The sequence below is a fragment of the Prevotella sp. P5-64 genome (genome assembly GCF_002251285.1).
GTDB lineage: Bacteria > Bacteroidota > Bacteroidia > Bacteroidales > Bacteroidaceae > Prevotella.
The window spans coordinates 1-13,282 of sequence record NZ_NPJK01000030.1 but is presented as its reverse complement, the minus strand read 5'-3'; the positions used below and the strand labels follow the sequence as shown (position 1 = coordinate 13,282).

At 44.2% G+C, this 13,282-nt stretch carries 16 protein-coding genes; 4 read left to right on the top strand and 12 right to left on the bottom strand.

Annotated elements, in window-relative coordinates:
• Positions 1-342: 342 nt before the first annotated feature.
• The 8 genes from CIK87_RS05155 to CIK87_RS05120 all read right to left on the bottom strand — a co-directional run bounded on the left by CIK87_RS05155 (position 343) and on the right by CIK87_RS05120 (position 6,638).
• Positions 343-732: a hypothetical protein gene (locus tag CIK87_RS05155; protein WP_094386080.1), complete on the bottom strand. Its 390-nt coding sequence runs from the start codon at positions 730-732 to the stop codon at positions 343-345.
• Between the two features lie 4 nt (positions 733-736).
• The gene (locus CIK87_RS05150) at positions 737-1,864 is read right to left on the bottom strand and encodes a VWA-like domain-containing protein (protein ID WP_094386078.1); all 1,128 of its coding nucleotides are present in this window, start codon (positions 1,862-1,864) and stop codon (positions 737-739) included.
• A 14-nt stretch (positions 1,865-1,878) separates the two neighbouring features.
• Complete coding sequence (locus CIK87_RS05145) at positions 1,879-2,979, bottom strand: AAA family ATPase (protein WP_094386076.1); 1,101 nt, start codon at positions 2,977-2,979, stop codon at positions 1,879-1,881.
• A 48-nt stretch (positions 2,980-3,027) separates the two neighbouring features.
• Positions 3,028-3,738, bottom strand: coding sequence for a hypothetical protein (locus CIK87_RS05140; protein WP_094386074.1), 711 nt, complete (start codon positions 3,736-3,738; stop codon positions 3,028-3,030).
• 29 nt (positions 3,739-3,767) lie between these two features.
• Complete coding sequence (locus tag CIK87_RS05135) at positions 3,768-5,555, bottom strand: ATP-binding protein (RefSeq protein WP_094386072.1); 1,788 nt, start codon at positions 5,553-5,555, stop codon at positions 3,768-3,770.
• A gap of 79 nt (positions 5,556-5,634) precedes the next feature.
• On the bottom strand, positions 5,635-6,063 hold the full coding sequence (locus tag CIK87_RS05130; protein ID WP_094386070.1) for a hypothetical protein: 429 nt from the start codon (positions 6,061-6,063) through the stop codon (positions 5,635-5,637).
• A 16-nt stretch (positions 6,064-6,079) separates the two neighbouring features.
• A complete protein-coding gene (locus tag CIK87_RS05125; protein WP_094386068.1) occupies positions 6,080-6,301 on the bottom strand; it encodes a hypothetical protein in 222 nt (73 codons plus the stop codon).
• A complete protein-coding gene (locus tag CIK87_RS05120; RefSeq protein ID WP_144008117.1) occupies positions 6,288-6,638 on the bottom strand; it encodes a hypothetical protein in 351 nt (116 codons plus the stop codon). The genes CIK87_RS05125 and CIK87_RS05120 overlap by 14 nt, the downstream gene beginning before the upstream one ends.
• Positions 6,639-7,314: 676 nt before the next feature.
• Here CIK87_RS05120 and CIK87_RS05115 point away from each other — a divergent pair.
• The 4 genes from CIK87_RS05115 to CIK87_RS05100 all read left to right on the top strand — a co-directional run bounded on the left by CIK87_RS05115 (position 7,315) and on the right by CIK87_RS05100 (position 11,297).
• Positions 7,315-7,890 carry a hypothetical protein gene (locus CIK87_RS05115; protein WP_094386064.1) on the top strand — a complete coding sequence of 192 codons (576 nt, stop codon included), beginning with the start codon at positions 7,315-7,317 and terminating at the stop codon, positions 7,888-7,890.
• Positions 7,891-8,020: 130 nt separating this feature from the next.
• The gene (locus tag CIK87_RS05110; RefSeq protein ID WP_094386062.1) at positions 8,021-8,647 is read left to right on the top strand and encodes a hypothetical protein; all 627 of its coding nucleotides are present in this window, start codon (positions 8,021-8,023) and stop codon (positions 8,645-8,647) included.
• Positions 8,648-9,079: 432 nt separating this feature from the next.
• Positions 9,080-10,570 carry an IS1182 family transposase gene (locus CIK87_RS05105; protein ID WP_094386060.1) on the top strand — a complete coding sequence of 497 codons (1,491 nt, stop codon included), beginning with the start codon at positions 9,080-9,082 and terminating at the stop codon, positions 10,568-10,570.
• Positions 10,571-10,736: 166 nt separating this feature from the next.
• Positions 10,737-11,297, top strand: coding sequence for a hypothetical protein (locus CIK87_RS05100; RefSeq protein ID WP_144008116.1), 561 nt, complete (start codon positions 10,737-10,739; stop codon positions 11,295-11,297).
• Between the two features lie 91 nt (positions 11,298-11,388).
• Here the strand turns inward: CIK87_RS05100 and CIK87_RS14320 are convergent, their stop codons facing one another.
• From CIK87_RS14320 to CIK87_RS05090, 4 genes are all read right to left on the bottom strand, one after another.
• Positions 11,389-11,529 carry a hypothetical protein gene (locus CIK87_RS14320; RefSeq protein WP_158216205.1) on the bottom strand — a complete coding sequence of 47 codons (141 nt, stop codon included), beginning with the start codon at positions 11,527-11,529 and terminating at the stop codon, positions 11,389-11,391.
• A 3-nt stretch (positions 11,530-11,532) separates the two neighbouring features.
• Complete coding sequence (locus CIK87_RS05095) at positions 11,533-12,027, bottom strand: DNA-processing protein DprA (RefSeq protein WP_094386056.1); 495 nt, start codon at positions 12,025-12,027, stop codon at positions 11,533-11,535.
• Positions 12,028-12,259: 232 nt separating this feature from the next.
• Positions 12,260-12,457, bottom strand: a complete 198-nt coding sequence (locus CIK87_RS13940) for a hypothetical protein (protein WP_144008115.1) — start codon at positions 12,455-12,457, stop codon at positions 12,260-12,262.
• A 16-nt stretch (positions 12,458-12,473) separates the two neighbouring features.
• Positions 12,474-13,282: transposase (locus CIK87_RS05090; protein WP_144008114.1), on the bottom strand; the 809-nt coding region annotated here is incomplete at its 5' end.

The window sequence follows — 13,282 nt, the reverse complement described above, 5'->3', positions numbered from 1 at the left end:
AGAGATGACTTTGGTGCAAAAATCTTATATTTGTGGCAGCTTTTTGTTGATTTTCCAAAAATTGCCTTTCTAAATTGGGTATGAATGCCATCATTCTTACCGATTTTTCTCTACGACTGCGACGGCGTTATGCGTATGCTTACGATTGGTTCTGTCTAACCTTCATCGAGCGCCATGGCGTATTTTCGTTCAGCAACCTCGTTCTGGCAGATTTCATGTTTGTATTTATTTGTTTCATGACTCAACAAATACAATTCGTAGTGCTAAATTCATGTCTCACGTCGTCAACTCTAGTTTTTTTCATATGCTTTGCTTTTTTGTTGTTGGTTGTTTAGTTTGTACCTATATTGGATGACATTCATAGGTTGCTTCGCGGGGTTCCGTTCTCCTTATTGCCGCAACAAATGCTTCTTGTGTGATATCTTGATTGGCAATTTTTTGAAGGGCGTCAATGTTGGTTTGTATAAAAGCCAACACACTCTTGACGTCATCATCGGTGATTTCCAACTCTATATCCTTGTCCAGCATACATGGCTCTTTGGAGATGGAAAACGGGATGAATTCATCGATGTCACGGGCATAGCCATTTCTGACCAATAACAGCAATTCATGCTCATGCCTTTGGTATGACATGCCGTCATCTACGAATATGTCAACTCTCATTCCCGAAGTTGTGTGCTTGAGCCACATGTATTCGCTCAGGTTCTCATGGTCTTTCATTTTGATTTTCATCGGTCTAAATGTTCTCTATTACACAGACTCTTCCACTGTTACCCATCCATCTCTCATGCTCTTTGAATTCACTTTCTGAACGGAGCACCCAACACAAAGGAGTAGTCAGCGTGCTCGGTATGACTGGATGATTGGCGTAGCCGTCTGTGTATATCAGTGCACCATCGTATTGAGGATTGGCGGCGACAAAGTCGATGAAGGGTTGGAAGTCTGTTCCACCTCTGCCCGTTATAGTGATATTCTCAGCTGCTTCAGTCAGGGTCTCTACCTTGCCTAGTGACGTGTCAAATTGCACCACGTCTATCTGGCTGATGCCGTATTGGAAGAACCTGTTGATGGTGGAATAGAAGTTCTGGAGATCCTCTTGACTTATGCTTCCACTGACGTCGACTCCAACAATCATGCGGGTTGTAAAGTCATAACGACTGCCCATCTGCTCAAATCCGGAACGGCGATTAGGGCGCATTCTGGTGAGCTTGCGTGCTTGTGAGATAATGGATGCTCTGAAGCCGGCAAGTACTTTGCGGTAGTCTATACGTGCCTTTGTCGATGCCACAATCTGTTCGACAAGTTTGCCAGGCATTGACCCCCATGATTTGATGTCACGAATAGTTTCGTTGATATGGGCTGCCATCAGTTCATCTTGCTTCCAGTTCTCTGCCATGTCAGCCATTTCTATCTGCTTGTCATCATCCATATCCTCATTCTCGGCATTGTCATTGACGACGCTTTGCAGGATTTTTTGAATCATGCGTGCATAGAATTCGTAATGCCCGTTTGGGGGCAACCCGAAATCAACCGGATGTCCTATCTCTATTCGCAATTGCGGATAGGCATCACCGATGATGCAGTTACTGCCCAATGCGCGGGCAATGATTGAGCAACATTCGGGCTGGCGGTCATATGGGTGCTTGAGCAGGATGCGTATAACTTCCACCCTCAGCCGCTCTTCCAGTTCTTTGTCAGTCATATTGGCGCAGAGGTCAGGGTTGACCTCTATAGCGCCTTTGCCCACACGCATAGGGCATTTCATAACGCTGTTTTCTATCACTCTGTGCGTGCAGAATGTCATGAAGAGCGCCTCTTCACTAAGAAACCAGCGTTGTGTTATTTCTGATATTCTATCTTTCATTCCATATCTTTCTTTTAAAGTTTCTCTACAAACTCATTAAGCATATCATATACTTCGTTGGCATTGACTACCATGAATACAATGGCCTCGTTGTATGTGCCTTTCTCGAATATGCTCGTAAAGTTGGCAAGCGCCTCTTTCTTTTTGTTAACGCGGAGCCAGTCTACATAGTTTCGCAGATTTTTGGCAGCCACGCCCTTAGCGCGTTCATCCATTTTGGCATTCTCAAGGAAGCGGAAAACAGACTCGTTGAGGATGGCAAACTCATGGAGCTGGTAGTTCTCGACTGCCTTCATGGTCTTGTCATACTTCAACAGAAGGTCCTTGCCAGTAATGATGTTGCTCTGCAATGTGCAGCGTATAAACGCAGCTGCGGCACCAGCACCAATTACACCACTGATGACTCGCTTGTGTACATCCTTAATCATGTCAATCTTCAACATGATGTCTGACACCTTTTTCCATGCACGCCTGTCTGCGCTTTTTTCCAGTCCCTGATACTGTCGTTTGCCATTGCCGTCATCATCTCCGTCAAGCCATATCGGGTTGGTCTGAATAAAGTTGATAACACGCTCATCCAGCTTGTTGGCAACAGCCCAGTTGAGCCATTCTTCAGCAGTAGGCTTGAACTCGTAGATGTTAAAGCGCGATACGAGTGCTGGGTCGAGGTCGGTCAGCTGATATTCATCGCCATCATTTACTGCTGCTATGATGCGGCTTCCTTCGGGAAGCACTTTTCCGGCGAGCTTGCGGTTCAGCGTCAGGTCCATCACGGTCTGGAGTATCTCCGGACGTGCACGGTTGAGCTCGTCAAGGAAGAGTACGATGGGCTTGTTGTCAATCGGAAACCAATAGGGCAGGGAAAAGTCGGTTTGCGAAATCAGGTTGCCTTGCGTGTCCTTGGTCTCAATCTTAGTTGGCAGACCGATGATGTCTCCGGGGTCAGACATCTGTCCGAGGAAGAGGGTTACCACCTTCATCTTTTTCTTGGTGAAAAACTCTGTCAGAATCTCTGACTTGCCTATGCCATGCTTGCCCACAAGCATGATGTTGTGTGACGCGGGAGTAATGTTCAAAGTCTCCTTCAGTTCATTTGTATTGATTATTGTTGCCATATAATGTTCTTGTTTTGATTAAATAATCTGCTAATATCGTTTTGTTAATTATCGCTTGCTTACAAAGAAGTCCATTCTACCGAGAGTGTTATGAAAATCTATCAGACGTTTGATGTCTTCAAGCTGCTTTGGCAGACGCTCTTTGTATGAGCCCCACCAGGCATCAATAACAACTCCCAGCTTGTTTCCTGGCAACTTGACGAGTATACGCAAGCGCCTCTTTTGTTCAATGAAGTCGTAATGGACATTTGTATACTCTCTCATTGCATCCGTGAATATAGCTTTGATGGCGAGCAATGCCATGTGGTTTCCTTTGATTTTCTTGGATGCCGCCATGAGGGCGTCCTGCCATCCATTCATGTATGAATCCAGATTCTTTTTCTGTCTGATAATCCACTTGGCGACCTCTTCTGCGCTACAATATTTTAAGGATATTGTTGCCGTGTATTTGTCATTGACCTTTGCCTGCAATCCCCCGTTCCTTGTTTCAATATACAAATGACATGTGGGTGACAACATAACAATCAGTCTAGAATGCCGGGTTATGACGCCCGACACTTCCTCCATCTTGAATTCATTCTTGCCGATAACTGCGTTTCCGATAAGATTTCTATGGATATCTGCCGGAATAAGGGAAGTGGGCAAATACGCCCCCGTCTTCTCCAAATCATTTACCATCATCATCTTGAGGAACAGGTCAAGATGGTCAGCATACTCCCCGCCCTCATAAATACTTTTTACGAGGGCATTGTTTATCATATGTTTGTGATATGTAGCCATATCATTATTTATTTGTTAAATCCAATTGCAGGTCTGGTACTCGTCTTGAGCTTCTCCTCTTTTGCAAAGTTCTTAAGCATTTCGACATTTGGCTTCTCGCCTGTAAGGACATATTCCATAGTCGCCTTTCTGGTAATGTTTTCAATCTCGCCGCCGGATATGTCAAACATATCTGCAAGCTCGACGCACTCATCTTCAGTCAGTTCTTCTGCCATAGACTTCCATATCCTTGCTTTCACATCTTTTCCAGGTTTATTGAATTGTATCTTGTAAATGAAGCGACGCTCGAACGCGCTATCCAGATTCACTATCATGTTGGTGGTAACAATCATTATCCCATCGAGGTTCTCCATCTCTTCCAAGAGTATGTTCTGAAGCGCATTAGACATCTTGTCGACACTTCTCTCTATATTTGATGTACGCTTGGATAGAATTGCGTCTCCCTCATTGAGCAACAAGATTGGTTTTGACTCGCTGTTCTTACAACAATTACGGTAGTTCCTGAAGATAGCCTTGAGTTTGCTCTCCGATTCACCAACGTATTTGTCCATGAAGTCAGTAACCTGCACCTGGATGATGTCTCGGTTGGTCTGTCTTGCCAATTCATAAGCAGTAGCGGTCTTGCCAGTACCAGGCTCACCATACATAAGAACGCAGATGCCTGTTCGCATTCCCTGCTCATCGAGGCGCTTCTGGACCAAGGGTAGTTGGTCTTTGGAGAGGATATCGCTGAGCCTCAACACTTGCTTTTCCTCCTCTTTATTATAATAAAGGGATTTGGGCGTTATATCCTTATACGACTTGAGACCGTTCATTCTTGGTTGTTCCACGCCTGTAGCCTTTGTAGGAGTGAAATCGGCAAGAATTTCTCTCTTGAGATGAGCTGTAGCAACATAAGTTTCCGTGTCGGCTATCCCGTCATCACATTTATGCTCAATAAGTCCTTTCACGAATAGTTCGTGTCTGCCGCTTCTCATGTCAATGATATGTCGGTAGAAGTCCCTTCCACCAATCTGCAATCCCATTTGGGCCATGTGCAAGTCAATTCCTTCATTTTCTGTTTCGTTATTGAGACAATAGTCGGCTATGATAAGCATTAGAATTGATATGCTGGTCGAGTCACTGAGCGTTAAGGCTGTTTTGCAAACCGGTAGTTCCTTGTTGGCGATGACGAAGTCCTTTATCCACTCATTGGTATCGCTGCTTTCCAGTCTGTTGTTATCACACGTATTTGTAAGTTTGGCTGCGAGCACTTCGACGAACTCCTGGGTGTCATTGAATTTCAAATCTTCGGGAACAAAGGTGCGATTCTCTCTTATAGCCGTAACCACACCATATGCCAATCCATAACCTTCATACATGCCATCCTGTTCACAGGCACCTTTGTGCAGTAGCCAGCGTTTCTTGAAGAGATCCTCGAGGTCATTGGTATGCACCATCATCGAAAGACGGGAAAGGCCAAGGGTCTTGCCAAACATTCTAAAGGACATGGGCTTGCCAAATTCCACGAGCATTGCAATAAAAGTGCATTGGATGGCATTGAAGCCTAATTCCTTTGCGAGGAAGCTATAGGCTTCTGCACAAAGAATGAACAGCTCTTTGGACAACTTGCTTTTGGGCAAATGCTCGTTGATGGTGTTGAAGGCTTCTACAATAGTCCATTTGTCAGAGTGTATTGGTTGTATTTTCTTTCCTTTCTTCTGTTTCGTTATTGGAGATGGTGTATCCACTTTTCCGAAATCGTCAATAAAATCATCAAGTTCGATGTCAAAGTCATCATAATGTCCGTTTTTCATAATCTAGTATGTTTAATAAATTTCCGATGCAAAGTTCGACGTTTTATCTGTGCTATTAAAATCTGTCATACGTATAAAATTATATATTATACATCATGCCGTGAAAAAAATGATAATTAAAAACTGCTGTCAATGTGGAAGCAGTTTGATAGAGGATGTTACAAGCCTTTCCATCTGAGCATGTAGGAATACTGGCATGGCGCAGTGGCGATAGGCTGTAGATAGTGGCCATCATAGCGACCGTCTCTACAGTAACCAGAGTCAACAAGGCAGAAACCATTTCCCCGTGTTCCCACATGTATCCAATTGCTCTATGCTTCTTCTTGATTCCTACCTTGAGATATGATGTACGTGGGCTAATATGCCTTTTATTCAGGTATATCTTATACTCTTTATCTTTTAATAGTGGTATTATCATCTGTTCGTATTTTATGCTTGTGGCAAATGCATCAAAGGCGTTTCTGAGGCGTTCATCCAAATTCTCCAAGGGTACCTCTATTTTCATCATAATTCGTTCGAATATCTTATACTTGATGACTAAAAAGATTTTTTCTTAACGAATAATCCTCAAAATCATGCTTTATATAACTCTCAAACTTATACCAAAGTTTCTCTTCTGCCGTTTTGACAAGCACCAAAGCCTTTATTTTGGCCAGCGTAACAAGATGCTTGTTTTTCGTTTTATCATTAATTTCCATATCGGCCTGTTTGTCATTTGTCAATTTCATGTTATCAATAGCTTTCATTGTATTGTCTAAATCTGTTTACTAACCATTCATAGTCCTCCTTGTCTTTGACAGAATCTCTTATTGGACAGTAGAATAGCAAGCGCTCATTATAACCAAGTCGGTTTATGAGATGCACCCCCATTACTACTGCATTCTCCATCTCTTCTGCCACAATATACTCCTCTGGTGTATGATGCTTGTAGTATCCTGCTCCAAAGTTCATGCATGTGAGGCATGTGTTTATGCGAAGGATGAGCACGTCGGTATATGGATGGGCCTTGTAATTTGTCAGACCGAAAAGCGGGCCAAGTTCCTCAAGATATGTTTCGTAGAAAGACTTGTCGAACAATGGCACATCATTGCATGACTAAGACGCACAGTTGCCCCCGGGAGATTCGAAAGCCATAATATAGCCTACATCTCCAAACCATGCCAATTCACCATTCCTGCTTCCTCTACACCCGATTTCTTCTTCGGCGAAGAAGACAACCTCGCATATCGGTACAATATCAAGTATGCTTAATGCAATCACGATGCTTGCTTTGTCATCACCTCCGAGTCCGAAGCCTTGCGTATATATAATATTGGTGTGTTATAGTAGGGCTCCTGTAGTTTCAGAATATGACCGTCTTAATATCTTTTGCATAGGAGTTCATGGCTATCTTGGTGCTATATATAGTGATATTTATCATCCCTGCCTAATCGTTTATCGGTTATTTGGTTGCAAAGTTCTATGTTTTCGATGGCTTTGCCATATCCCTTATACGTATAAAAACAGTAGTGGTTGAAAAAAAACTACAAGATTAACTTTTTTTGTCGAAAACTAAATCTTTATACGTATAACCAATTTTCAGAAATCAGCATAAATACATACCTTTGCAGCGAATTAATAACCGTCATGTTGAAACACTAAATGTACAACAGCTGTGACAATAGTTAGTCATGTCACAATGAGAAATAAAGTTATGACGCTTAACCGCAGCAGCGTGTATATGGCACTATGAAGAATATTAACTTATAAAAACAGAATTATGGCATTTTACAGAATTGAAAATGAACTGGATTTGGGCATGTCCCATTCTGGAGCAGTTGTAATTGATGGCGAAAGCACAGTAGAACTCACAGACGAGGATGTCGAGATACTCGTTAATCTCATCCGAGAGAAACACTCTATCAATGTCAGAAAACTTGGGATTAATGCAATGTATCCAGAGCTATATGAAAAGCTCGACGATGCATACAGACAACTTGCTTACGATACCGAGGCGACCCATTGGCTGTGGCATGGTTATTATAATGGTTATTACCGCTATGATAGTTATGACCTCAAGTGCTATTGTAAAGCCAATTGTGGATTCCATTTCGAATATGATGAGTCCGACTTCGTTGATGATGACGACATCTTTGATGACGAACTTTTTGAGAACGCTGAAGATAAGGCTTTCGAAGACTGGCTTGATGATTATGTACACAGCCTCAGCGACAAGGAGGCCAGAGACTTCTTCTATAATCACATGAATGCCGAACTGGATTTGGACTACGTAGACTACACTGTAGAAATACCTGAAGAGATCATCAAAATGGCCAAGAATGTAGAAGCAAAATAGACATCTTGAATTTACAGATGGCCAGAGGTGCGTTGTTAATGAGTTTACAGGTGAAGAGTCTGGCAAGAAGCAACTTGTAACTAAGGGCAAGACAGCGGAAACTATAGGGCCAGCAGAGCAATTTGGCAGCATGATTTATCTGGATTCCTTCACACTGAATACAGATGGTCGTGCTGTCTATCCCTATAAGGTTGTCGCGTCCCTGGGGCTAAGGCAGATTGAATTCGCCACCATAACGATTCTCTATGGAGGAATCGGATGTGACAAATCCACCTTGCTTAACATTATTGCTGACAAAATAGGTGTGAAGAACAAGTCAACGGAAACAGGAATGGTAGAAAAACCAGACGATATGTCGTCGTCAGAAAGGTATTTCCTTTCCCGTTGCGCCGATGCACGTGCTGCGTTCTTTGCAGATAGCATCTCAGACATGTTCGAATCCAATGGCGAGGTAGCACTCCGGCGTATGCAAATAATGATAATGCTCGACAACCTAATTTCCCTAGATGAGCCTAAAGTGTCTCTTTCTCCAGTGTGTCAAAGGCAGCTTGCTGATATGATTGAACTGTTCGCATCCCAATTGAGGACCGAGTTTGTCATAGCAACACACTCTCCGTTCTTCTTGTCGTTAAAGGAGGCGAGAATTTATGACCTTGACAGCAGGCCTTTATCAATAAGACAAAGGTATGAACTGCCAAATATGCATGCGTTTTTTAATTTGTTTGAAAGCAATAGAGATTTGTTTGTTAAGAAATAATGACTAAGAAAGAAATAAGTTACACGTAGTTTCCCTATCATACGCCTGACGACGTAAGACAATTGTGCTATATCGCTTACTTTGATGAAGACTATGGCTCTGCGGTACCTCAGTATTTGAGGAGGTTCCATACAACACGCAAAGTGTATGACGAGACGGTGCTCAAGCTCCAGCGGTTGGGTTATCTTCAGACCCATAACAAGGTTATGCCTGAACACCATCAGGATATATTTGACTTTCTGGTTATAGAGCATAAGGATTGGATTGACACATTCAAATCGATTCGTCAAAAAAGACATCATGGATGCCGTTTACTTCCTGCAGGGAGGGCACTGAAAAAGTCCCCCATCCCCTGCAAATAGCTGGATAATAGATGGGTAAATAGTTGCATATGTCAATATTTTTTCGTATCTTTACATAAAATAAAGGCATATGTTACAGCAGCAAAAGCAAATAAAATTCAGCAATTATTCGGAGTTGTATGACCTGTTAGTCCCGCAGGACCATCTTCTGCGTTCAATTACTGAACTCGTGGATTTCAGTTTCGTCTATGACGAGCTCAAGGACAAGTATTGTTCCTACAACGGCCGTATGGCAGAGGACCCGATACGCATGTTCAAGTATCTCCTCCTGAAGACCATCTACAGTATCTCGGATGTGGATGTGGTAAAGCGCACGTTGACCGACCTTTCATTCAAGTATTTCCTCGGCCTATGCCCCGAGGAGACGAACCTGATAGACCCGAGCCTGCTGTCGAAGTTCCGCAGGCAGCGGCTGAAGGATACGAAGATAATGGACATGCTGATCAAGAAGACCGTATGCGTCGCGCTGGAGAAGGGCATCATACAGTCGAAGCGCTTCTTCGTAGATGCCACCCATTCGCTGTCAAGGTCAAATTCCGTCAACGCCACCGACTATCTGACATACCAGATGGAACAGACCACACGGATTGTACACTCCATCAATGAAAGTTTCAAGCTGCCTGAATTGCCTGACTTGCACAGATTGTCCGAAAAGAAGAAGTTCCCGGTGGTACTGTCCACGGCGGTCGACTATGTGGCCGCCGTCGAGGCTGCCCCTCCGCTGGTCGCCATGCCGGCCGTGTCGGAGCGTCTGAACCTGCTCAAGGAGATCATCGCCGACGCCAAAATCCGGTACGTAACATCCAAGGATCCCGACGCCCGTATCGGGCACAAGACCAAGTCGCGCAGCTTCTTCGGCTACAAGACCCATCTGGTCATGAGCGAAGAGCGTATCATCGTGGCGGCAGATGTCACCTCCGGCGAGGCTGATGACGGAAAGATGCTGGAACGGCTCGTCGAGAAGACCGAGGAAAACGGAGTTGAGATAGACACCATCCTCGGCGACACAGCCTACTCGTCAAAGGCAAATCTGGATATGATAAATGATAAAAACGAAAATGAAAACAAGGATATAAAACTCTGTTCACCACTCAACCCAGTCATCAGCAACGGTACAAGGAAGGGCGCTACCTTCGACTATAACAAGGATGCCGGAATGTTCGTCTGTCCGGCCGGACACATGGCCGTTTCCAGGTCAAAACCGCAGCAGAAGACCAATGTCCCAGGAAAATACCATAACCCCGTTATCGTCTTCAGTTTCGATGTGGAGAGGTGCAAGGTCTGTCCGCTAAGGGAAGGGTGCTACAAACCGGGAGCCAAGAAGAAGACCTATAGCGTCAGGGTGTTGGCAAATACGCATAAGAAGCAGATGGAATACGAGAAGACCAGCGAGTTTGTTTACCTGCAACGTAAGCGGTACATGATAGAAGCCAAAAACGCAGAGCTAAAGAATGTCTTCGGGTACGACAGAGCCATGTCGTACGGACTCGCCAGTATGGAACTGCAGGGCGCAATGGCCATTTTTGCCGCAAATCTGAAGCGAATTATCAGAATAATGTAAGAAAAACGTAGGGAAACCTACATATCAGCCAAAACGTCCCCGAGAAAGCCGTTTGGAAGCGTTCCAAGCCCTTCTCGGGGACGATTTTTGCTTTTTACTCTCACCACACATCGTAGCCAGAACGCCTCGTAAACGCCCGATAATGACGCCTGACCACGCCGATAAAATGGAAATAACGGTAGTTTTTCAGTGCCCTCTGCAGGAAATGGACGGTGACTTTATGACAAGGGGCTCGATGATAGGCTTGCCCATTATGGTCGCCAAGGCTCTTACTGCGGCAGTCGCCATTATTGCCTGGCGCAGAAACCAAAAGGTGGTGATAGTCAAGTATTCGGATACGTATTCATATAAGAATCTGGGCAACAAGCCCTCAAGCATCGGAGAGCTGTCGAAATTTCTGTCTGTGCCTGACATGGGGGGGGGCAATAATGAGAACAGGATGTTTCAGGGCATCTTCACGGAAATCAAACCGACACTGCCTGAATATGACACTGCCGATGTGTTGTGTGTGTCCGATTTTGGATGGGGCCTAATCGATGATGGTACGAAGAAGTTGATCGAAAACGAAAAGCAAAACGGCATGCGCATTTATGGGTTGAATGTATATGCTCAAAGACCGTATGGTATGTTTGGCTATGATGGTATGCTTGACGGTTATTATACGCCACGCGATGTGTGCGATTCCCTATGGGTGTATGAGGATGGCGAATGTAGAGACATGGGTTAATCGTGTATTTCTTCTCACCCAGGAGGGCATCGGAATGAGTGGAAATCAAAGGACCTTGCATACCCATGCAAGGTCCTTGCTTGTCAGAGGCTTATTTGTCTTTCCATGAGATGTATTCGCCTATACCTTCGTCTACGATATAGCTGTTGCCAGTATTCTGCTCGTTCTCTCGTTGGAACTTGGCAGCCAAAATCTTTTTTCCATACTGCATGCCGAATCTTACCGTGTGCATCGTTCAGCTGTGCTCCGGGCATTCTGCCACTATTATAGTATGAGACAATGCCGCTTGCAGGCGGTTTCGTGCTACCAGCCTTTTGGGATTAGCTTTTACTCCTAATGGCTGTTCCGACAGGATCAAGCCACCTTTGCTAAGTATTTCTGCCTGCAAGGCTGCGTGTTCTTGCGGGTGAACTCTGTCAAGCCCCGTGGCAACTATAGCAATGGTCTTGCCTCCTGCCGACAAGCACCCATTGTGTGCAGCTGCATCACATCCAAAAGCCAACCCGCTTACGATGATTTTACCTTCGCTTGCCTGTTTTTTAGCTAATGTATACGCAGCCTTGTTGCCCTCTCCACTTGCCTTGCGGGCGCCGATGATGGCAACCATATCTGTCTCAGCGAGCAAATCTACATTGCCCAAAGCCCATATCGTGTTTGGGCAGTCTTCGCCTATCGCTCTGAGAGCGTCTGGGAACAATTCGTCTTTCTTTTTGATTTCTATTATATTCATATCGTTCTTGTTTATATTATTCTATATTACTGTCAACAAGAGACTCTAGGTCTTTGAGAATGTCAAGTCCAACGTCCAATGGAGTTTCTTGTTCTTTATAGAGACTTAGATGGTCCAGGCTTGTGCTTCCTTACCGTTTGTTACTGAGCTGCAAAACTTTTTGTCTCATATCTGTGTCTGCAATGACAATGCCAAAAGCTTTTTATAGACAAGAGTTTGCATCTTTTCGCTTCTAGAAGATGAGTGATTGCAATGAACCCCGATACAGGGACGGGTCATCGTGACGGTTGAGAACCATACACAGACAGTCTTCGTCGCGGTAGTTTTCTTCTATCACGAAGAATCCCTCTGCGTCAACTCCTTCAACGATTTTTCCCGCGTTGGTAACCTGCCTACGGTAGAGGTCAGAATTACTCGATGCTACCTGCATAAACCCAAATCGGTCATTAGGATTTCTCTGTGTCGTACGGCAAAGAGAAATCCTTTAATTTTTCCCATATAGATAAGAATGATTGTCGTGTTTTTAGTGATCTAGCCAAATATAGGATGTGCTTGTCTTTTGTTTTTCCCAGATAGGCTGGCGTCGATATCAACTCGTATCGGATAGTCTTCAGAAATTTCTTCTTGTTGGAATTGATCAGCGCATGTCTGAACAACGACATAAAGTTATATGCCATAACAATGAAATTCCCACATGCCTCTGTTGCCCAGAAGTTATTTGTGACAAAGTCATCGATGGAGAAATCATTCTTCAATTCTTTTATCCTATTCTCAGAATCCGCTCTTCCGCGATATGAGTCATATACAATCTTGGCCGGCAGGTCAAGGTCTGTTACAAAGCAGCTGTATCGGTATTTTCCGAAATCCTGCTCATCCTCAAAAAGCTCCAGTTGCTTGATTTGCTTTCCTGCAGCTTTAGGGCGCTTCTCTATTTCTTGCCTGACCATCACAATGCGTCTAGGCTTCTCCCAACCGTTTGCCTGATAGATGGTTTCGGATATTTCCAATCCGTCTGTCAACTCTATCCATTTGCGTTCATGGGTAAGACTGTACTTTATGCGATTATTGAAACGGCAGGCAATGATATAGTGTAACCCTTTCATTTCCAGATAGTCAAGTATTTCCTTTGCAAAGAAACCGCTATCCATGCGGACCAGCCCGACACGTTTGCCCTCAAGTTTTGAGAGCGTGTCCTCAAGAAACGACAGATAATTGGTACTTGCGGATGTGTTGCCTGGACGTAGCCAGTAATTTG